The 21079-nt window shown below is 62.4% G+C and carries 20 protein-coding genes; 6 read left to right on the forward strand and 14 right to left on the reverse strand.

The features are described 5' to 3' along the window. Positions 1–12 precede the first annotated feature (12 nt). A complete protein-coding gene (locus CFB17_RS03740) occupies positions 13–912 on the forward strand; it encodes a flagellar motor protein MotB (protein WP_088560053.1) in 900 nt (299 codons plus the stop codon). Between the two features lie 798 nt (positions 913–1710). Continuing rightward, positions 1711–2145, forward strand: coding sequence for a helix-turn-helix domain-containing protein (locus CFB17_RS03745; RefSeq protein ID WP_088560054.1), 435 nt, complete (start codon positions 1711–1713; stop codon positions 2143–2145). A 591-nt stretch (positions 2146–2736) separates the two neighbouring features. Here the strand turns inward: CFB17_RS03745 and CFB17_RS03750 are convergent. From CFB17_RS03750 to CFB17_RS03760, 3 genes are all read right to left on the reverse strand, one after another. Beyond that, positions 2737–3840, reverse strand: a complete 1104-nt coding sequence (locus CFB17_RS03750) for an FIST domain-containing protein (RefSeq protein WP_088560055.1) — start codon at positions 3838–3840, stop codon at positions 2737–2739. Positions 3841–3869: 29 nt separating this feature from the next. After that, positions 3870–4976, reverse strand: coding sequence for a putative bifunctional lysylphosphatidylglycerol flippase/synthetase (locus CFB17_RS03755; protein ID WP_088560056.1), 1107 nt, complete (start codon positions 4974–4976; stop codon positions 3870–3872). A gap of 145 nt (positions 4977–5121) precedes the next feature. After that, positions 5122–5517 carry a hypothetical protein gene (locus CFB17_RS03760; RefSeq protein ID WP_088560057.1) on the reverse strand — a complete coding sequence of 132 codons (396 nt, stop codon included), beginning with the start codon at positions 5515–5517 and terminating at the stop codon, positions 5122–5124. On the opposite strand from CFB17_RS03760, the gene dacB reads away from it, so the two are divergent. Continuing rightward, positions 5517–7067 carry a D-alanyl-D-alanine carboxypeptidase/D-alanyl-D-alanine endopeptidase gene (gene dacB, locus CFB17_RS03765; protein WP_165769407.1) on the forward strand — a complete coding sequence of 517 codons (1551 nt, stop codon included), beginning with the start codon at positions 5517–5519 and terminating at the stop codon, positions 7065–7067. The genes CFB17_RS03760 and dacB overlap by 1 nt on opposite strands. A gap of 9 nt (positions 7068–7076) precedes the next feature. Here dacB and CFB17_RS03770 read toward each other — a convergent pair whose 3' ends face one another. The 5 genes from CFB17_RS03770 to CFB17_RS03790 all read right to left on the reverse strand — a co-directional run bounded on the left by CFB17_RS03770 (position 7077) and on the right by CFB17_RS03790 (position 12615). Continuing rightward, complete coding sequence (locus CFB17_RS03770; RefSeq protein ID WP_088560059.1) at positions 7077–7490, reverse strand: GFA family protein; 414 nt, start codon at positions 7488–7490, stop codon at positions 7077–7079. Beyond that, positions 7487–8260 carry an exodeoxyribonuclease III gene (locus CFB17_RS03775; protein WP_088560060.1) on the reverse strand — a complete coding sequence of 258 codons (774 nt, stop codon included), beginning with the start codon at positions 8258–8260 and terminating at the stop codon, positions 7487–7489. The genes CFB17_RS03770 and CFB17_RS03775 overlap by 4 nt, the downstream gene beginning before the upstream one ends. 63 nt (positions 8261–8323) lie before the next feature. Continuing rightward, positions 8324–10303 (reverse strand): acetyl-CoA carboxylase biotin carboxylase subunit, encoded by a 1980-nt coding sequence (locus CFB17_RS03780; RefSeq protein ID WP_088560061.1) that lies wholly within the window; start codon positions 10301–10303, stop codon positions 8324–8326. 7 nt (positions 10304–10310) lie between these two features. Then, complete coding sequence (locus CFB17_RS03785) at positions 10311–11843, reverse strand: acyl-CoA carboxylase subunit beta (protein ID WP_088560062.1); 1533 nt, start codon at positions 11841–11843, stop codon at positions 10311–10313. Positions 11844–11919: 76 nt separating this feature from the next. Continuing rightward, positions 11920–12615, reverse strand: a complete 696-nt coding sequence (locus tag CFB17_RS03790; protein WP_088560063.1) for an ATP12 family chaperone protein — start codon at positions 12613–12615, stop codon at positions 11920–11922. 131 nt (positions 12616–12746) lie between these two features. Between CFB17_RS03790 and CFB17_RS03795 the strand changes: the two genes are divergently transcribed. After that, positions 12747–13361 carry a glycoside hydrolase family 19 protein gene (locus CFB17_RS03795; RefSeq protein ID WP_165769408.1) on the forward strand — a complete coding sequence of 205 codons (615 nt, stop codon included), beginning with the start codon at positions 12747–12749 and terminating at the stop codon, positions 13359–13361. Here CFB17_RS03795 and CFB17_RS03800 read toward each other — a convergent pair. After that, positions 13358–14023: an HAD-IA family hydrolase gene (locus CFB17_RS03800; protein WP_088560065.1), complete on the reverse strand. Its 666-nt coding sequence runs from the start codon at positions 14021–14023 to the stop codon at positions 13358–13360. The genes CFB17_RS03795 and CFB17_RS03800 overlap by 4 nt on opposite strands. Positions 14024–14143: 120 nt before the next feature. On the opposite strand from CFB17_RS03800, the gene CFB17_RS03805 reads away from it, so the two are divergent. Continuing rightward, on the forward strand, positions 14144–15259 hold the full coding sequence (locus CFB17_RS03805) for an AI-2E family transporter (RefSeq protein WP_088560066.1): 1116 nt from the start codon (positions 14144–14146) through the stop codon (positions 15257–15259). 19 nt (positions 15260–15278) lie between these two features. Here the strand turns inward: CFB17_RS03805 and CFB17_RS03810 are convergent, their stop codons facing one another. Genes CFB17_RS03810 through CFB17_RS03830 form a run of 5 tightly spaced genes read right to left on the reverse strand, consistent with a single transcriptional unit; the run spans position 15279 to position 19537 of the window. Then, positions 15279–16280 (reverse strand): RluA family pseudouridine synthase, encoded by a 1002-nt coding sequence (locus CFB17_RS03810; RefSeq protein ID WP_088560067.1) that lies wholly within the window; start codon positions 16278–16280, stop codon positions 15279–15281. Between the two features lie 6 nt (positions 16281–16286). Further along, a complete protein-coding gene (locus CFB17_RS03815) occupies positions 16287–17132 on the reverse strand; it encodes an inositol monophosphatase family protein (protein WP_165769409.1) in 846 nt (281 codons plus the stop codon). Positions 17133–17135: 3 nt separating this feature from the next. Continuing rightward, complete coding sequence (locus CFB17_RS03820) at positions 17136–18629, reverse strand: UbiD family decarboxylase (protein ID WP_088560069.1); 1494 nt, start codon at positions 18627–18629, stop codon at positions 17136–17138. A 3-nt stretch (positions 18630–18632) separates the two neighbouring features. Continuing rightward, positions 18633–18962, reverse strand: coding sequence for a DMT family transporter (locus CFB17_RS03825; protein ID WP_088560070.1), 330 nt, complete (start codon positions 18960–18962; stop codon positions 18633–18635). A 20-nt stretch (positions 18963–18982) separates the two neighbouring features. After that, a complete protein-coding gene (locus CFB17_RS03830) occupies positions 18983–19537 on the reverse strand; it encodes a thioredoxin family protein (protein WP_088560071.1) in 555 nt (184 codons plus the stop codon). A 107-nt stretch (positions 19538–19644) separates the two neighbouring features. Here CFB17_RS03830 and CFB17_RS03835 point away from each other — a divergent pair, with 107 nt between their 5' ends. After that, positions 19645–20955: an MFS transporter gene (locus tag CFB17_RS03835; RefSeq protein WP_243389714.1), complete on the forward strand. Its 1311-nt coding sequence runs from the start codon at positions 19645–19647 to the stop codon at positions 20953–20955. Positions 20956–21079: the final 124 nt, after the last annotated feature.

Genomic DNA, 21079 nt, shown 5'->3' on the forward strand with positions numbered 1-21079 from the left:
CGGAGCCCTGCCATGGCCGCGCGCAACGATCGTCGCATCATCATCATCAAGCGAGGTGGCAGCCATGGCGGTCATCATGGCAGTTCGGCCTGGAAGATCGCCTATGCCGATTTCGTGACGGCCATGATGGCGTTCTTCCTCCTTCTCTGGCTGATCACCTCGGCCAACAAGGCAACGCTGCAAGGTCTCTCGGAATATTTCACCGATGCCGCTGTGAGCGGTCATCCGATGTCGAACAGCATCATGGACGATCAGAGCACCGACGGGCCGCCCAACATCATCAAGCGCTCGCCGCTGGGGCTGATCATCGAGCGTCCCATGCCGCCGCCCGATCGCCCGGAAAATCCCGATGCGAACGACTATATGGCGATCGCCGACTCGCGAGCCTCGCCGATGAGCGATGCCAACTTGCGGCAGGAATTGCAGGAGCGTGAGACGCTTGATTTTCAGCGGACGCAGGCAGCGATTCTCAAGAGCGTTGAGGAGGACCCGCAACTGGCTAGCTTCTCGGACAATCTTCTATTCTCACAAAGTCCCGAGGGGCTGGAAGTGCAGATCATCGATCGTGACAATGCGCCGATGTTCCCCCTGGGCAGCGACGTCATGTATCCACTTGCCGGCAAGCTCCTGGGTGTTGTCGCCAAGGCGATAACCAAGCTCCCCAATGCGATCTCCATTCGCGGCCACACGGATGACCGACCCTATGGTGCGGGCTCGGGCTATGATAATTGGCGTCTCTCGAGCGACCGTGCCAACGCCGCCCGCATCGCCATGGTGCAACAGGGGCTGTCACCAGAGCGGGTCGCCGATGTCATCGGCAAGGCAGCGGGCCAGCCGCTTGCCGACACCTTGCCCGACAATCCACGCAACCGCCGCCTCTCGATCATCCTCCTGCGTGAACAAAACAACTGATCATCACTTGCGCCGGCAAAGATCTGGTGCGGCTCGACGACGAAGCCGACCATGCTGACAGCTCCCAGGCTCGGACGTGCTTGGTGACGGGCGAGAAGACCCTGGCCGCGCACCAGCGCGCCCGACCAAGTTTGCGAGGGCCAGCGCGCAATAAGGGATGGGCTCGGACGGGTTGACGGTGATCGGCTGCTTCATCACGAGGATGCGACAGTAGCCGTCCTTGCCGGGCACGAACGTCTCATCGAGAGCGCCATGCTTCTCAACGAACCTTCAATGAAGCTCACACTACAGCATAGACCGTCTTCGCGAGCAGATCCGTTTCTCGGCGGAGGCCGTCAAGGCTAGTCAGCACACCTCGCCGCCAAGTCGCACTCTGCATGCGCACTCTGTCGGCCTGCAGCTACGCGCGAGGGACAGACCTCGCCAATCCTGGGTCCGGGCGTCGAAGGATTTCAAGACGGCACTCACGCCTGGATCTTGCGAATCGCGGACCCGCGAGGCGAAACCGTCGGTTCACCTCATTCGAGCTTGGGAAAAGGCGGCCATTTCGAGCCCGTTATCGCGATCGTTCAGAGGATTGGCCGTTTATGCAATACCTTGGGGTGCGATTCGGGGTGTTTCTCTGCCCGCTCATAGGTGGACGTCGCCTAACCGGAGGTACTATAGAGCGATCGAATGAATCGAGCGGCTTTCGACCAGCGATAAAGATTGACGCGAATTTTAGCTAAATGTAGCTCTGGGTCGTCATCAGAAAACGGGAACAGTCGCGCTGACCGCGACCACTCGGAGCAGACGAGAATGGATCAAGGCGTGGAAAGCACAGCGACTCGTACTCAGACCGGCCGCGGCCGCGCGATCGATGCAGACCATCTGGTGAGCCTGCGCATTCGCCAGCGCCGGATCATGCTGGGGTTGACGCAGCAGCACATGGCGGAACTGATCGGCGTGACCTATCAGCAGGCGCATAAGTACGAGACCGGCATCAACCGGATATCGGCCGGCCGGCTCTATCAGATCGCTCAAGCGCTGGGCGTCGAGGTGAATTACTTTTTCGAGGACCTGGACGCCTCCGGAGGCAAGCGCCAACCGCCCGAGATGATGCCGCAGCAGCGTATGCTTCTCGAGCTAGCGCGGAATTTCGCCAATATTCCGAGCCGCAAACACCAGGAAGCGCTTTGCAACATGGCCCGTGTCCTGGCCGACACCGTCGAAAAGAAGGATACAGCTCACTAGCCTGAGACGCATACGCCTCGGGGGGCGCCGCCAACCCCAGGCAGAAGACCGCGCTTGGTGGTGAGGCGCACGACTGGCGATGATAGCCCTCGGTGTCGCAGCGAGTGGGCCGCACGTGAACGACGGGACCGGCTTAACAGCGTCAGATACGCCTTTGTCTGGCTGCTGCCTTCGAGCAGCGCCTTACGGAGCGATCTGGCAAGACGCCCTTTGCGGCAATGCAGGCCGATCTCGTCAGCCGCCTCACTAGGCCGTCCTAGCTGCTCCACGCGAAACGGGACCGACGCTCCACCCGCTATCGGACGCCGTCATTTCCGGAACGGTCGTCTTCGACATCCAGTTTCGCGAACGCCTATGGCGGTTGGGGCAGTCTTGGCTCGCGGGACGAAGGAGCGTGATCCCGACAGGCCCGGCAGGCTCGCCTCATCGAATCAAATGGATCAAGCGAGCCGGTTCGAGCGGTGGCGTTTCGCGACCAGATAGCCTCCTGGTTCAAGGGACCTTGCGGCGTAGCGATTCCGATCGCTTGGCTCGATCACTACCATGCTGAGGAAGCATCGCCGTGTCCGCACGAACGGCGGACGCTCGGGCTCAGGCGATGATCAAGGCGACCGAGGTCAGGCTCTCAAGCTGAGTATCTACGATGGTCTGATCGACAACAACGCCAATCGACGGCGGCATGCCCAACATCTCCCGCATACTGCCGACTTCATCGAAACACGGCCCCAGGAGATACTGCTGGCGATCGCGAGGCACGTAATAGATGAGCGCCTGCGGGAAGCGATCACCTAGCCTGCGACGCGCCTGCGCTGCCGCGTCCTTTAGAGCCGCCTGAGCGGAGGCACCATCGCGGCGGAGCAGATAAACGTGATCCGTGGGCGGCAGATCGCGATCAAGGATCAAGCCCCCCGATCCCTCGTCGATGCCGACGACACGGGCAACGGTGCGCACACCCTCGCCCGTATTGCCCACTCCGATCGAGATCTGCTGGGCCACGAGCGATGGTCGATGCCTCAGAAGATCGCCAGCGCGTTCCAGAGCCACGGTCAACGCCGGGCTTCCATCAAGGCGCGTGAGTGTCCGATTGAGGCGCCCATCAAGACGGCAGGCGGCGCCAAGATTGACACCGGCGCGGACGACGATCGGCACGAGTGCTAAGTCTTCGGTGAAGCACACCCCGGTGATACCTCCCTCACTCAAGCAGCCGGCGACGGCAAGAGGCAGGATCGATCGATGCGTCGTGCCACCCATGGACCAAAAAGCGCAGTTTCGCGCTAGCTCCTCCAAACGGCCGCCCGCCTGCTCAAGATCTGCCGCTACGTGCAGGAGGGCCACGTGACCGGGCGGCCCAGCCGGATAAGCTTCGGCGTCGAAAAGGCGTGAGCTGCGCTCAGGCAGGCGACCCGCCAAGACCGCCAGCCCCTGACCCAAAGCTTCTCGCATGCCTTGGCGATGGACGGCGGCGGCAGCTGTGCCGACCCAGCGCTCGATGCCGGTACCTTGGCGCAGACCATTGAGGATCGCGTCCGCGTCACTGGCCAGCGCTTCGCTCAGGAAGACGAAGCCAATATTTCCGCCGGCTGGCAGGGGATCGAGTTGTGCCAGACAGGCCGCCAAGGCGCGAGACCAGTCCGAACCGGGGGCACTGGCGGCACGAAAGCTAGGAAATGCCGCTTCGCCGGCAGGCGAACTCATCGCATTCCTCGCTGCAACGTCGAGCCCATTCAGCCGAGCGAGGCGCGACGCTTGTCGCGGGCATGGCTGAGGCCACGACGCAGCTCAATGACGCCCAGCGTCAGCGAACCCACCACCAGTGGCAGCATGTAATAGATGGCGCGAAAGGCGATAAGGGCGCCGATCAGCGGCGCGGTCAATTCGGGTGAGGGTTGGATCATCAAGATGACGGCGGATTCGAAGACGCCCAGACTGCCGGGCACATGGCTGATGAGGCCGACCGTCAAGGCGGCGGCAAAAATGCCCAAAAGCTCGAAATAATCGATGTTGAAGCCCGCCGGCATCAGGACGTACAGCGCCGCCGCGACCGAGGCCAGATCGGCTATTCCTAGAAAAATCTGCAGGAGCGTGATCTTCGGCCCCGGCAATGCCAGGACCTGTCCCATGATCTTGACCGGCCGATCGAACCAGAACTCGAAGAGGATGAAGCCTAGTACGATCGCCAGAAGGACGACGCCGATGGCGCGCCAGACGGGCACCTCAATCGTAGTGGCGAGCGCCAGGGGCGCAGGCTCGATCACAAAGGCAATACCGATGAGCGTCGTGGCACCGAGGCCGAATGTCGTTGTAAAGAAAACCTGGATCTTGGCGACATCGATGATGTTGAAGCCATGCAAGCTGTAGAGTTTGTAGCGGATCGTGGCGCCAACGAAGATCGCAAAACCGACCGCGTGCGCCACGGCCTGGGTCACGAAAGAATAGATTGCAATCTGCTTCAAGGGCAGTTTGCGATGTACATAGCGTACGGCGTAGTACTCATAGCCGACCAGGGCGACGAAGCTGAGCGCGGTAAAAAAAAGCGCCAGGACGAACTGCATGAGGCTAATTCGGACAAGCTCGGTACCCAGCTGATCCAAACTGACATTCGATGCCCAGCGATGCAGAACCCAGAGGGAGATCAGGAAAAGTCCTAGACCGACTGCGATGGAAAGAAGCGACTTCAGACGCGAGTGCCCTTTCATCACCGCCATCACGGCACCGCCGCTGCCAACCGCCGGACGTGATGCCTGATCGTCCGACTTGGGCGTGCTCCTGGTCGGCCCATCGATCGCATCGTCATCTTCAACATCGACGTCGTCGTGTGGAGCGATCGCCATCAGTCTTCCCAGCTACCTCGCCCGCGCGAGCGTTATCATTCACCGTACCCGATCGCGTATATCCTGGTAGAGCTAAGCTCCTTATTCCATCGGTCGACCAGTCACGAACGTAAAACCGTGCGACGTCCACTCCGGCGGCATTAGCTCAAGAGCCAGGACGCTTCGGCCCGCTCATTGAGACGACGACCGGATTCTGGCTTTTCCTGACACTGAAATAGCGTGTGGCCTCCCCCTGGCAGACCAGTTCCTGCGATGGCTGAAGACGCTGTTCATAACTGTACTTGGCCCACATTTGCAGCGCCTGTGCCTGCGGTAGGCTGCTCAAGACGCGCTGCTCGTCCATCATAACGATATGCGGATTGGTGCAACCGGGCTCGCTCTCGGCGGCATTGGCGTTGTAGTAGGTTGTGAAGGCGGTGATGTAGCGCGGATCGTTCGCGATCCGGCCACCCTGAAAAATGCTGCACCCCGCCAGCGCCGCGAGCGCAAGGACGAAAGCGGCCGAGAGGAGACGATGCGCTGGGCGCGACGGAAGGCACATTGAGGGCGAATCTCAGTTTGGGTCTAAAGAACAGGCCAGACCCTACCCCTCCGGACAAGGCGCGGGCAAGCTGCTGGCGGCTCGACGTCCACCTGCTCGGCCTGATCCCTATTTACCTTATTGCCCTCCTGATCGCCGTCGGCTCTGCCGGCGTCGCCAACGCGGAGGATGCGAGGTCAATTTCGGCCGGCGCCGCGGCCCTGCAATCCGGGCAGATCGGCTTCGTCCTTCTCGACCCGCAAACCAATCAAGTGCTCGAAAGCCAGGCGAGCGGGCAATCTTTCATCCCAGCCTCCACGGTCAAGCTGCTGACCGCCTGGATGGCGCTCAAGGTGCTGGGGCCGGCGTACCGTTTCGAGACGCGGCTGACCACAAACGGGCCGATTGTCGACGGAACGCTCCATGGTGATCTCTGCATCGTCGGTACCGGCGATCCCAGGCTCGTGATGGACGACATCCGAGCTCTAGTCGCCAACCTTGGGTCGCTGGGCATCAAGCGGGTCGAGGGCAGGCTTCTGGTCGATGACGGCGCCCTGCCCTTGCTGCTGCGACTCGATCCTACCCAGCCCGCGCAATCCCCCACGAATGCCGGGGTAGGCGCGCTTTCGTCGGAATTCAACAGGGTGACGGTAGGCTGGGCACAGCGCGGCAAAGGGAAAGGCAAGACCGTCTCCACCTGGATCAGTCCGGAAGCCGACAATCTGCGTGCCACCGTCGTCAAGCCGGGCATCCTGCCAAGGGATGCGATCAACCCCATGGTCGATTCGCACGGCGGCACCACGTTCGAGTTGGCGGCGGATCGCTCGACTAGCGGGGCTCTAGCGTTTCCCGTGGCGGACCCGGGCCTGCAGACGGGTGCGCTTTTCAAAACAGCTTCGCGCGAGGCCGGCATCCAGATGCCCGAGCCAACACGCGGCACGCTCGTGGGCGGGCGCGTGCTCGTCGTGCACGACAGCCCGCCCTTGAGCGAACTCGTCACCGACATGCTCCATTACAGCAATAACCAGATGGCCGAACTTCTGGGCCTGGCAACGGCGCAACGACTGGCCGGCCAGCCTAGCTCCCTACAAGCCGCGGCTCAGGTGGTGAGTGAAGCCCTGGCCCGCGACGTCCCGGTGTTTGCCGGCAAAAGCGCCTTCCTGGCCAATCTTTCCGGACTTTCCGCCCGCTCGCGCCTCACGCCACTGCAACTGGCCTCGCTGCTGGAGATGGCGGCCAGACAGCCCGAGGGCAACGCATTCATGGCGATGCTGGCCGAGGGAGGTCTGAGCGGCACGTTGCGTGGTCGCCTCAAGGGCCCGGCCATGGCGGGACGCGTGCACGCCAAGACGGGAACCATGGCTTATGTCAGCGCACTTGCCGGCTATGCTCAGACCCAGAGCGGCCGAACCCTGGTCTTTGCCATCATGTGCCTTGATGCGGGCAAGCGAGCCGCCTACGACGCCGCCGCGGGCGATCGCAAGCCGCTGGATGGCCCGGCACTCCGCTGGATCGAGAACGCGAAGGCCGTTCAGGACAGCCTCGTCTCCCGGTGGATACAGGCTTATTGAGGCCATCTTCTAGCCGGCTGGTCCGTCTTCCTCGTGGCGCGGCAAGCGGTCCGCGATCTCGAACCAGGAAACGCTGCTGGCCGTCCAGCTATGATGCGACGGAGCGATCTCGCCCGGATCGTCCAGGGCAAGGATGTTGATCTCGACAATCCGGGGGGCCCGCTCATCCATATAGCCGATCGAGGCGCCGCATTGTTCGCAGAACCAGCGCCGTCCATGCGCCGAGGAGGCAAAGACGCGCGGGTGCTGCTTGCTTGTGAATCGGAAGCGTTGGACATCCCAGTCGCCCCAGACGGTGACGGGTGCACCAGTGGTGCGCTGGCAGATGCGGCAATGACAGTAGCCGACATTGCTCGCCTGACCACTGGCGACAAATCGGACGGCGCCGCACTGGCAACCGCCTCGATGAATAGCGCCGGTCATGGACGCAACTCCAACATGATGGGCGTGTGGTCCGAAGCCTTGGGCTCGAGCCTTGGCGCTTTGTCGATGCCACAGCTCACTAGTCGATCCAGCGCCTGCGGGGAAAGGAGGAGATGATCGATGCGGATCCCATCGTCTCGCTGCAACGCGCCTCTTTGGTAGTCCCAGAACGTATAGGCGCGCCTTGCCTCCGGATGGAGGGAGCGGAAGGCATCGTAGTAGCCGAGATGCAAAAGGGCGCGAAAGGCACGCCGGCTTTGCGGCTGAAAGAGAGCATCGTCCTGCCACTCAGCCGGGTTCTCGCAATCCACCGGTTCCGGGATGACATTGTAATCGCCGCCCAGAACGACCGGCCCCCCTGTCTTGAGCAAATCGGCTGCCCGAGTGTGCAGGCGCGTCATCCAGGCTAGCTTGTAGTCAAATTTGTGGGTCGCGATCGGATTGCCATTGGGCAGATAGATCGCCGCGACGCGCACGCCCTGGATGGTCGCTTCGAGATAGCGAGCCTGCGCATCCTCGCTATCGCCAGGCAGGCCTTCGAGGACGTCCTCGATCGAATGACGTGAGAGAATGGCCACGCCATTATAGCTCTTCTGGCCAAGCGCCCTTGCCTGGTAGCCCAGCGTCTCGAACGCCAGCGTGGGGAAGGCCTCGGTCTGGCATTTGATTTCCTGGAGCAAGACTATATCCGGGCCGACAGCCTCCAGCCACTGGGTCAGGTTGCCAAGACGTGCATTGATCGAATTGACGTTAAAAGTCGCTATCTTCATGCACACTCGCATAGACCGCCGGATGGAGCTTGCCCAGTGCCCCCGCCCGGACTGTTCCGGAAGTCAGGCGAAGGTGATGAGCACCTGGTCCGCGCTCACGACCTCCGCCGCCTGGACCAGCACCTCGCCAACCACCCCATCCTCCTCTGCTAGCAGCACGTTCTCCATCTTCATGGCCTCCAGAACGAGGATTTCCTCGCCGACCTTGATCTCCTGGCCGGCCTGGACACTGACCTTGATGATCAACCCCGGCATTGGCGATTTCAGCTGATGCGCCTTCTCGGCCCTTTCCTTAGCCGGCGTACGTGCCAGGAAATTCGCTGCGCGCAGGGTGCGGACAATGAGCGTCATCTCCGCCCCGGCATGCCTTAGGACATAGCCCTCACGGACCGGCCTTACCTGCAAGGCCAGCGTCGTGCCCTCCTTGAAGGTCGCGCGCGCCAACCGGAGACCAGGTCGCCAGTCGAGGACAAGGCTGATTTCGCTCTCATTGACGCGCATCGTGGCATGGCGACCATCGAGGCTAGCGGCATCGACGGAAAGACCCGCTCCGGCGCCCTCCACGACCCAGGCGGTCTCCACTCTTGGCGGCATGAAGGGCGCGGCCGGGACCGCCCGAGCCGCCTCGATGAGACGCATGGCGACAACGACCGCCGCCAACTTCTCCAACCGATCCGCAGGCAATTCGACACTGCCGAAGCGCTCGCCGAACTCCTCGGCGATGAAGCCCGTCGTCAGACGTCCAGCCGCGAAGCGAGGATGCGCCAGCAAGGCCGAGAGGAACGCCACGTTATGGCGGGGACCGTCGATGACGAACATGTCGAGAGCCTGCCGTAACAGGTCGATTGCCGATTGGCGGCTTGCCCCATGGCCAACAATCTTGGCGATCATGGGATCATAGAACATGGAAACCTCCCCGCCCTCGACGACGCCGCTGTCAATTCGCAGGCCTTCCAAGCCCGGCTCTTCGTAGCGGACAAGCCGGCCGATCGAGGGGAGGAAACCGCGGGCCGGCTCTTCCGCATAGATCCGGGCCTCGACGGCCCAACCCTGAGGAACGAGTTCCTGCTGCCGCAGCTTCAGCTTCTGGCCGGCAGCAATCTTTATCATCTCCTCGACCAGGTCGACGCCATAGACCATCTCGGTGACGGGATGCTCGACCTGCAGGCGGGTATTCATCTCGAGGAAATAGAAATTCCGATCGCCATCGACGATGAACTCGACTGTGCCCGCCGAATGGTAATCGACGGCGCGCGCAAGGCTGATCGCCTGGGCACCCATGGCAGCCCGGGTCGCCTCGTCGAGGAAAGGCGATGGTGCCTCCTCGATCACCTTTTGATGCCGCCGCTGGATCGAGCATTCGCGCTCGCCCAGATGGAGAATGGTGCCGTGCCGGTCACCCAGGACCTGGATCTCGATGTGGCGAGGGTCGGTGATGAATTTTTCGATGAAGACGCGATCGTCACCGAAGGAGGAACGGGCCTCCGAACGGGCGCGCTCCAGGCCATCGGCCAGCCCGGCCGCTTCCTTGACGACGCGCATGCCCTTGCCGCCGCCGCCAGCCGATGCCTTGACCATCAAGGGATAGCCGATTTCGCTGGCGATGCGCAGTGCTTCCTCGGCATCCTCGATCGGCTCCAGCGTGCCCTGGACGGTGCTCACGCCGGCGGCACGCGCCAGGCGCTTGCTTTCGATCTTGTCGCCCATGGCCTCGATGGCTGCCACTGGCGGGCCGATGAAGGTGATCCCTTCCGCCTCGAGCGCCTGGGCAAAGGCTGCGCGCTCGGAGAGAAATCCATAGCCCGGATGCACGGCATCGGCCCCTGTTTGCCGGCAGGCCTCGATGATGGCCTCGATGCGAAGATAGCTCTCGGCCGCAGGCGAGGTGCCGATCGCCACGCGCTCGCCCGCCATGCGGACGAAAAGTGCCTGGGCGTCCGCTTCGGAATAGACGGCGACCGTCGGGATACCCAACTGATCGCAGGTGCGGATGATGCGACAGGCGATCTCGCCGCGATTGGCGATCAGGATCTTCTTGAACATTCTTGCCTCAAAGCGGCACGTTGCCGTGCTTCTTCTTTGGATTTTCTAGCGTTTTGGTTCGCAGCCAGCGCAGCGACTGGGCGACGCGACGCCGCGTGCCATGAGGCATGATCACGTCGTCGACGAAGCCCCGCCTTGCTGCGACGAACGGGTTGGCGAAGCGTTTCTTGTAATCCTGCGTGCGGGCCTCGATCTTGGCCGTGTCATCGATGTCCGCGCGAAAGATGATCTCCACGGCCCCTTTGGCCCCCATCACCGCGATCTCCGCCGTCGGCCAGGCGAAATTCACATCGCCGCGCAGATGTTTGGACGACATGACGTCATAGGCCCCGCCATAGGCCTTGCGCGTGATGACCGTGACCTTGGGGACAGTCGCCTCCGCATAGGCATAGAGCAGTTTTGCGCCATGCTTGATGATGCCGCCATATTCCTGCGCCGTACCAGGGAGGAAGCCCGGCACGTCGACCAAGGTCAGGATCGGGATATTGAAGCAGTCGCAAAAGCGCACGAAGCGCGCTGCCTTGCGCGAACTATCAATGTCGAGACAGCCCGCCAGCACCATGGGCTGGTTGGCGACGACGCCGACGGTAGTGCCATCGATGCGGCCCAGGCCTATCACGATGTTACGGGCAAAATCGGGCTGGAGCTCGAAGAAGTCGCTCTCGTCTACGATCTTCTCGATCAGCTCCATCATGTCATAGGGCTTGTTCGGATTGAGCGGCACCAGGGTGTCGAGCGAGGGATCGTCGCGCTCGACCGGATCGAGACAAGACCTGGATGGCGGCGGCTCACGATTCGAAGACGGCAGAAAGTCGATGAAGCGTCGCGCCTGATCCAGCGCCTGCGCATCATTGTCGAAGGCGACATCGGCGACGCCGGAGCGGGCCGCGTGGGTGAAGGCGCCGCCCAGTTCCTCGGCCGTCACCACCTCGTTCGTCACGGTTCGGACAACCTCGGGCCCGGTGACGAACATGTAGGAGCTGTCCTTAACCATGAAGATGAAATCGGTCATGGCCGGCGAATAGACCGCACCGCCCGCGCACGGTCCCATGATCAAGGAAAGCTGCGGTACGACGCCTGAGGCCATGACGTTGCGCAGGAAGACATCCGCATAGCCGGCCAGGCTGGCTACGCCCTCCTGGATGCGGGCGCCGCCGGAATCGTTGAGGCCGATGACGGGTGCCCCCACGGCGACCGCGCGATCCATGACCTTACAGATCTTTTCCGCATGTGCCTCGGAAAGAGCGCCGCCAAAGACGGTGAAGTCCTGCGCAAAGACGAAGACGAGCCGGCCGTTGATGGTGCCTTGGCCGGTCACGACGCCATCGCCCGGGATCTTCTGGTCGGGCATGCCGAAATCGATGCAGCGATGCTCGACGAACATGTCGGTCTCTTCGAAGGAGCCGGGATCGAGCAAGAGTTCCAGCCTCTCCCGCGCCGTCAGCTTGCCGCGACTATGCTGGGCCGTGACCCGCTTCTCGCCGCCGCCGGAACGAGCTCCTTGCCGCATCGTCTCGAGCTGCGCGATGATATCCTGCAAGGCTGTTTTCTCCTCGCCCGATGGCTCCCTGATAGCATGCGCGTAGCATGCCCCCGGACCATCGTCGACCGGACGGTCAGCCGAGAGCGGCGAGGAAAGCCGAGACCGCTTCGAGATCGCGTCGCAGCCGAGCGTGACGTTGGAGCAGATCGGCTTCCTCGCCCCAACGCTCCATCTCGTAGAGCTCGTCCAGAACCGCCGCCTCGAATCCCTCGGCCGGCGTCAGCGCGCCTCGCTGCAGGGCCAGTCCCAGGATGATCGATCCCATAAGGGACGTTGCCGCATGGAGTGCTGTGAGCCGCCAGTCGTCCAGAGCCTTAACGGCGCGCTTGAGCCCACACAGCGCCCCCTCGTCCTGTTGGATCGCCGCGATACCGGTCGTCGTGACGAGACGTGAATCCAGATGCAGATGCGCCCAGTCCAGCCATTTTTGCCAGGCCTCGGCCTGGCGCGCCGCGAGATCTTGAGGATGCGCGGCGCGGTAGCAGAGCAGGTCGGTCTCTCCATAGCCCAAAATTTCCGCCTCCGCGTCGGTACGACGCGTCGGCATGAGATCCAGCACCGTCGTCGCCAGACGGGTGAGTGGCATGGAATCGGGCACGATCTCCTTAGCCTGCGCCGCCCATTCCTCTGCAACGAGGTCGGCCAGCGCCCTGGTCGGCAGGATCAGCACCCGACGCACGGGCGTGCGCAGGGGCCGGCCATCCAGGAGGATCGCGAAGCCATCCTCCGCCGCGCTGGCCTGAACATCCTTATAGAACCGCTTCGCCATGGACTTCCGCTCAACTGCAGGCCGACCGAGCGCTACACGCTTGCTCGCGCCGCTGCAACGGCTGGCTTCAAAGGATTGTTTTCCTGGTAAATAGGCATATAGTCTTATTTAGACACCAGCCGAGATTAATGATGCTCAATGACCATGTCGTGCGAAGCCTCTATCCGAAGGCCCCGGCCAGCCATGCGGAAGGCTTTGCCGAACGGGCCGCCCGGGCGTTTGCCGTCCATGGCTTGAGCGGCAGCGCCATCCTCTATTTCCTCGCGACGATCGGCCATGAGACGCAAGGCCTGACGCGCTTTGAGGAAAATCTGAACTACCGCGCGAGCCGTTTACTGCAGGTTTGGCCGGCGCGCTTTCGCAGTCTCGAGGTCGCCGCAAAATTCGAGGGCGCACCGGTCAAGCTAGCCAATCTCGTCTATGCGGCAAGGATGGGCAATGGTGACGAGGCCTCGGGCGACGGCTACCGCTATCGCGGTCGCGGCTACATTCAACTGACGGGCCGGTCCAGCTATCTGGCGATCGGGAAGGAGGTCGGGCTGGATCTGGTGGGTCAGCCGGACCTCGTCGCCGCGCCCGAGCATGCACTGGACATCGCGACCGCTTATTGGCGCTCGCAAGGCCTCCTTGCGATCTCGAGCTTCGAGGGGGTGTGTCGGCGGATCAATGGTGGTGCGATCGGCCTCGATGACCGCCGAAATTGGCTAAAGCGCGTCACCGCCATCCTCGCCAGCGAGGGAGACTAGGTCGCCGCCATGTGCAGGCCGAGCGCTGGCGTCAATTCTTGCCAATTGCTCAGGATCGAGACGGCCCCAGCCTGGAGCAGGTCTGAACGGTCATGATTTCCCCAATCGACGCCGATGGGCCGCACGCCTGCGGCCTTGGCCATCTCCATGTCATAGCTGGTATCACCGATCATCGCCGTCTGTTCAGGCGCAACTCCAGTCTCGGCCATGGCCTCGATAAGCATCGATGGGTGCGGTTTCGAGGGATGACCGTCGGCAGCCTGCAACGTTGTGAAGAAACCGCCTAGATCGTGTGTCGTCAGCATGCTGTGGACGCCGCGCATCGATTTGCCGGTAGCGACACCCATGATCAGTCCCCGCCTGGAAAGATCCTCCAGCATCGCACGCGAGCCGGGGAACAGCGGTTCCTGGAGAGTGGGATCATTGCGTCGTATCTGGAAGGCTGCGCGATAGCCTTCGGCGATCCTCGCGGCCAGAACCGGATCGCTGCGCCCGAGAAGAACCTCCATCGCCTTGACGAGCGACAGGCCAATGATGCGGCGGATGGCCTGGGCGGGCGGCGGCTCCAGCCCTTCGGCCGCAAAGCCGCTGCGTGTGCAGGCAACGATCGTCGCCTGACTGTCGACGAGCGTACCGTCCAGATCGAAAATAATGAGTCGCATGTGCGCCATGTGCCACTAGGGCCGGCATCAAGGCAAGAGCGGGGGCCCCGCTATAGTCTTCAATGTTGCGAAGCGCGTGCGGCGATGCAACTTGAAGCCACCATTACTGTTTGAGCCGGTATGAGCACGCAAGAACCTGAATATCTTCCCCCCAAGGTCACCGATCGTCTGCCCGCCCGGCCCTCTGCCGGGCATGTGGAGGTCGATCAGCACAGGGGACCGATCGCGGCGGTGTGGCTGGCACTGGGCGTCGTCGGGTTCGTACTCCTCCTTTATCTGCTGGAGCATGTCGTGCTCCTGGGATTTGCTGCCATTCTCCTGTCGGTCTTCCTGGGGGGCATGTCGCGACGCCTCGCCAAGGCAACCGGGCTCAATCGTCGGGTGGCGCTTGCGGTCGTTACGATCGGCCTCCTCGTCGTTGTCCTGGGTTTCGTGGCGCTGGTTGCACCGGCCATCGCCGAGCAGAGCGTGGAACTCTGGCACCAATTGCCGGCAGCCTGGGAGTCGCTGACCCAGTGGCTCAGGCATTATAGCTGGATGCAACAATATACCCGCGACCTGCCGAGCCGCCTTGAGAGCATTGGCAACGAGATGTTCAGCACGGCCTCATCGGGCCTGCTCGGTGCCGCCTCCTCGACGGTCAACGCCGTGACCGAAACCGCCATCGTCATTGTCCTTGCGATCTACATGGCAGCGGAACCGCAGCCCTACATCTCGGGCTTCGTGCAACTTTTTCCCAAGCACCGGCGGACGCGCACGTACCAGATCATGCGTGCCATGGCCAAGAATCTCTGGCGCTGGCTGCTAGGCCAGTTTGCCTCGATGGCGATCATCGGCGCCACGACGGGCGTGGGCTTGTGGATTTTGGGAATCCCCCTGGCCCTGACGCTGGGCCTCCTGGCCGGGCTTTTCACCTTCATCCCGACATTAGGTCCGCTTTTGGCCCTGTTGCCTGCTCTGGCCATCGCCTCCCTGCAGGGTTTCTCGACCGTCATCACGGTACTGGTGCTCTATCTCGGCATTCAGGCCGTCGAGAGCAATCTCGTCACGCCGATGATCCAGCGACGCGCCGTCGAACTGCCCCCTGCTCTGATCCTGGTGGCGCAAATCGTAGCCGGCGTTTTCTTCGGCCTGTTCGGATTAGCGCTGGCGACACCGCTTACGGCCGCCATTATCGTCCTGGTCCGCAAGGCCTATATCGAGGACGTCCTCGACGACAAACGCAAGCTGCGCTAGGCATCAAAGTAGCCTGCGGCTAGCGTCCCTCTGTCGGCCACTCGGCGAGCGTCGCCCCGGGCAATTCCGGCTCACCCAGGCCCAGCCAATTCAGTGCTTGGCGAAAATCGAGGGGTGGCGGAGCCTCGATCAGGAGGCGACCTTTGGTCGGATGCGGCAACTCGAGTTCGCGCGCATGCAGCATCAACCCTTTTGGCGCTCCATCAGGATGGGCCACCTTGCCGCCGTATTTGCCGTCACCCAGGATGGGCGTGCCGATCGCGTTCATATGCGCACGCAGTTGATGCGTCCGGCCGGTATGCGGCTGTAGCGCAACCCAGGCACCCACTTTGCCGGCCCGAGCCAGGATCTTAAACGAAGTGCGGGCAAACTGGCCGCCTTCCTCTGGATCGACCTCCATGCGCTCGCGCCCGGACGGCCCGGCCTTGGCGAGCGGCAGATCGATGCGGCCTTCATTGCGGGTGGGCGCACCAACGAGCACGGCCCAATAGAGCTTACGAACGCGATGCTGCTGAAAGGCGAAGACGAGTTCGCGCGCCGCAGAACCGCTGCGCGCCAGGACGAGGATCCCGCTCGTGTCGCGATCCAGCCGATGCACCAGGCGTGGTCGCTGGCCATCGCGCCCGACAAAAGCATCAAGCATGCCATCGACATGCCGGTACGTCTTGCTGCCACCCTGGACGGCTAGGCCCGCCGGCTTGTCGATGGCGATCAGATGCTCGTCTTCGTACAGCACCAGCGAGCGAATGAATTTGGCATCAGCGGTAGACACCGTACGCGGTGCCTTGACCGCCGGTCCCGCTGCCTCGCCGTCCGCGACGGGCAATGGCGGAATGCGCACCACCTGGCCCGGCTGCAACCGGGCAGCAGCATCGAGCCGCCGGCCGTCCAGACGAAACTGGCCGGTGCGCAGGAGGCGCTGCATCTGGCCGAACGCCAGATGTGGAAAATGCTTCTTGCACCAGCGGTCGAAGCGCCAATCTGCCTCGTCCGCGGCGATGGTCATCTGCGCGACGCTCATGCTCTTCTATCGGTGGCCGCGAAGATGCCCATAGGCCTTGGCGGTGGTATCGAGGACGGCTTGATGGAGGGCTGGGCCGCCAGCTATCAAGCCCTCGTGCCACGGCTCGGCCCGGTTGAGCAAGATCGGCTGGCCGTCGGGCGTACTGATCAAGCCCCCAGCCTCCTCCAAAACGAGGACCGCCGCTGCAATATCCCAATCGTGCGTTCGCCGCCAAGTGAGATAGCCGTCATAGCGGCCGGCGGCGACGAGGCAGAGCTTGTAGGCGAGCGAGCCGATCGTCGTCAGGTTGGCACCGGGCATGTAGTCGGCAAAGTGCCGGCTCTTATTCTCGCTCGAGCTGACGACGATGTTGGCGCCTTCCAACGACTGTCGCCACGTCGCATGGAGCGGCCGGCCATTGAGCTTGGCACCCTGCCCGGCCGTGGCCTCGAAGAAATCGCCATTGGCAGGGTTGAAGACGAATCCCAGAACCGGATGTCCGTCGACCAGGAGGCCGACACTAATCGTGAATTCCGGCAGGCCGGCGGCAAAGGAGCGCGTGCCGTCGATCGGGTCGACGACCCAGACCCGGCGACGATCCAGCCTCTTATGATCGTCTGGCGTCTCTTCGGAAAGCCAGCCATCACCGTTGGCCTCGTCAACCAGCGCCTCATGCAGGAACCGGTCGATTGCGATGTCGGCATCGGTCACGATCTGCCCCGGGCTCTTCTCCCAGTGATCGAAACGCTGGCGGAAATAGGTCATGGCGATCCGCCCGGCATCCTGCACGGCTAGCCGGGCTTTGTCTTTGACCCGATTGATCTCGACCCCGTCTTTCGACCTGTCACGTCCCTCGTCGATAATGGTCACCATCTATTTCCAGATCGGCTTGCCTTGTCCTGGCAGGCCATAATCTTCCCATCGTTTTGTTACCAATTCGATAACGTCGTCCGCCATCTTCAGCTTCTTTCCCCACTCACGGTGGGTTTCGCCCGGCCATTTGTCGGTGGCATCGATGCCGAGCTTCCCGCCAAGGCCGGATTCCGGCGAAGCGAAATCGAGATAGTCGATCGGCGTATTCTCGATCACCGTCAGATCGCGACCAGGATCGACACGGGTGCTGATCGCCCAGATGACGTCCTGCCAGTCGCGCGCGTTGATATCATCGTCCACCACAATGACGAATTTGGTGTAGATGAACTGTCTTAAAAAGGACCACACACCCATCATTATACGCTTTGCATGGCCGGGATACGCTTTACGCATGGAGACCACGGCCACGCGATAGGAACAGCCCTCCGGCGGCAGCCAGAAATCGACGATCTCGGGAAATTGCTGGCGAAAGAGCGGCAGGAATACATCGTTCAGCGCTTCGCCCAGGATTGAGGGCTCGTCCGGAGGGCGACCTGTGAATGTCGTAAGGTAGATGGGCTTACGGCGCATCGTCATGGCTGTGATCGTGAAGACCGGGAAACTCTCGACGGAGTTGTAGTAGCCCGTATGGTCGCCATAAGGGCCCTCGTCGCCATATTCGTCGAGGCTGACATAGCCCTCCAGGACGATCTCCGCCTGGGCCGGCACCTTGAGAGGCTGGCTGACGCAATCGACGAGTTCGACCTTGCGGCCGCGCAGGAGGCCAGCGAACTGATATTCAGACATCGTATCCGGTACCGGCGTCACGGCGGCCAGGATCGTGCCTGGATCGGCACCGATGACAGCCGCGGCAGGCAGCGGCTCATGCTTCGTCTGCTTCCATCGCGCATGATGCTGGGCGCCGCCGCGCTGCTTCAGCCAGCGCATCAAGGTTCGGTCGCGCCCGAGCACCTGCATGCGATAGATGCCAAGATTGAAGCGATCCTCAGCCCCTGTGCCCGGCCCTTTGGTGACCACCAACGGCCATGTGATCAGGGGTGCGGGCTCGCCTGGCCAACAGCTTTGGATCGGCAGGCGGCCGAGATCGATCTCCTCACCGCGCAGGATCACCTCCTGGCAGGGTGCCCGCGAGACGGTCTTAGGCTTCATGGCCAAGGCCAGTTTGGCAATCGGCAGCATCTCCCAGGCTTCGCGCAGGCTTTCCGGCGGCTGCGGCTGCTTCAGGAAGGCCAGGAGTTCGCCCAGTTCACGCAGTTGATGCGGCTCGCGATCCATGCCCCAGGCCACCCGCTCGACGGTGCCGAAAAGATTCGTCATCACCGGCGTGTCGAAGCCTTGGACGTTCTCAAAGATCACCGCCGGCCCCTGCTCAGCCAGAAGGCGGGTGTGGATCTCGGTGATTTCGAGCATCGGCGAGACCGGCGCTGTCACGCGAACGAGCCGCCCCCTCTTTTCAAGGAGATCGATGAAGTCGCGGAGCGATTCGAAGGGCATGAATTAATGGATGACCGTCTTAGAGAACAGGTTGACCACGATGACACCTGCAACGATGAGCGCCAATCCAAGAAGAGCCGGCACGTCCGGATGCTGGTCGAAGAAGAGATAGCCGATGAGAGTGATGAACACGATGCCCACGCCTGACCAGATCGCATAGGCGATGCCCATGGGCATGCCGCGCAGAACGAGTGCGAGGAAGATAAAGGCCACAGCATAGCCGAGGACGACGCCGATCAAAGGCTGCCAATGCCTGAAGCCCTGCGTGGCATTGAGAGCGCTGGTACCGACGATCTCGCCGCAGATCGCCAGGAAAAGATAGAGATAGGTCATGCGCCCTCGGCGTCACAGCGTCAGGCCGCATTCTTCCACTTGATGCTGCAGCCGATGGAAGGGGTCTGCTCCCTCGGCCCCTCTCCAGTCAACGCGACCTCGCGCATGGCCAGTACGAGTTCCCGCTTAGCACCGGGTTTACCGGCCTTCCCGGAGGCGTCGAGACGCCCACGATACTGTAATTCCAAACGGGCATTGTAGCCGAAGAAGTCGGGCGTGCAGATGGCGCCGTAATGCCGTGCTACCTCCTGGCTCTCATCGTGCAGATAAGCAAACGGGAATTCCTTCCGGCGCGCCAACTCCGCCATCTGCTCGAAGCCATCCTCGGGATGGCTTGCTGCGTCGTTGGAGCAGATGGCGATCGTCGTAACGCCGATGCCGGCCAGATCGCGCGCGTCCTGGATCAGGCTGTCCAGGATCGCCTGCACATAGGGGCAGTGGTTACAGATGAAGGCGATCACCGTACCCTTCGGGCCCTTGAGGTCGTCGAGACCGTGGATCAGACCGTCCGTTCCCTTGAGATGGAAGTCCGGGGCCTTCAGGCCAAAATCGCAGACAGGGGGTATCGCAGCCATTGATCGCTCCTTTGCCAATCAGGGGTTAGGACATGGTACCGGCCTCGGCTTGCCCCTTTTCGCCGAGTTGGCCTAAAGCCGCTTTTGCCGATCTTGAGGAGAAGTATGTGCAGTCCGTCCCCCCGTCCATCGGCAGCACCGTCGCAGGCCCGGCGAATAAGGGCCTGATCGCGTGGATCGTCTATGACTGGGCCATCTCCCCTTTCTATTCCGTGATCGTTACTTTCGTCTTCGCCTCCTATTTCACCCAGGCGGTGGCCCCCGACGACGTGACCGGTACGGCTGTCTGGGGCTGGGCCACGACCGCGGCTGCCGTGATCATCGCCATCTTGAGCCCCATCTTCGGTGCGATTGCCGACGTCAGTGGCAGACGAAAGCCGTGGCTTGGCGTCTTTACCGTCATCTGCGCCCTGGCGGCCGCGTCCCTCTGGTGGATCAAGGCGGACCCGGCCTTCGTCGTGCCGGCACTCCTTCTCGTCATGACCGGCAATATCGCGGGCGAGATCGGTCAATCCTTCTACAACGCCATGCTGCCCGATCTCGCCCCACGCAATCGCATCGGCAGATGGTCGGGCTGGGGTTGGGGTATGGGTTATCTCTCGGGCATCGTCGTCCTTCTCCTCATCCTCTGGCTTTTCATCCTGGCCGATCCTCCAGCGCTGGGTCTGAGCAAAGCCAGTCATGAGAATATCCGCATTGCGGGCCCGATCGTCTGCCTCTGGCTCCTGCTTTTCTCCCTGCCGCTTTTTCTGCACACGCCCGATACGCCGAGCCGCGGCATCTCCTTTGCCGATGCCACAAGGCAGGGATGCCACGGCCTGACCCGCTCGCTGCGAGAGATCTGGCAGGAGAAGAACATCGTCCTCTTCCTGATCTCGCGGCTGATCTACAATGACGGATTGAACACGCTCTTCGCGTTCGGTGGCATCTATGCCGCCGGCACGTTCGGCATGAAGACTTCGGAGATCATCCTCTTCGGCGTGGCGCTCAACCTCGCAGCCGGCATCGGCGCCTTCGGCTTTGCCTGGATCGATGACCGCATCGGCTCGAAACGGACGATCCTCATCGCCGTCGCCGGCTTGTCGGCAGCCGGTATCGCCGCCCTCCTGGTCACCGAGAAGAACCTCTTTTGGGCAACCGCGCTAGCGCTTGGCATCTTCATTGGTCCGGCTCAGTCGGCCAGCCGCACGCTGATGGCGAGGCTGAGCCCGCCCGAGAAGATGACCGAAATGTTCGGTATCTACGCGCTGACGGGTAAGGTGACAGCTTTCATCGGACCCTTTCTCTTCGGCACCGCCACCTGGCTCTTCTCGACCCAGCGGGCCGGCATGGCGACGATCCTCGTCATGTTTCTCATCGGCGGCCTCATGTTGACCCGCGTCAGGGAGCCGCCTCGCGACATCAAGCCACGGCCCTAGCCCCGAGCAGCCAAGGCCGGTGGTTGCAACATGCCCGGCCAGGGCCGGAGGCCTTCCGCCTATCAAGCACTGGCCGCGTGCCCGCCTCACCGTCGGTCTCAGCGGCCAGACGGAATCGCTGGTC

The organism is Arboricoccus pini (assembly GCF_900187945.1).
In the GTDB taxonomy this organism is placed as follows: Bacteria; Pseudomonadota; Alphaproteobacteria; order Geminicoccales; family Geminicoccaceae; genus Arboricoccus; species Arboricoccus pini.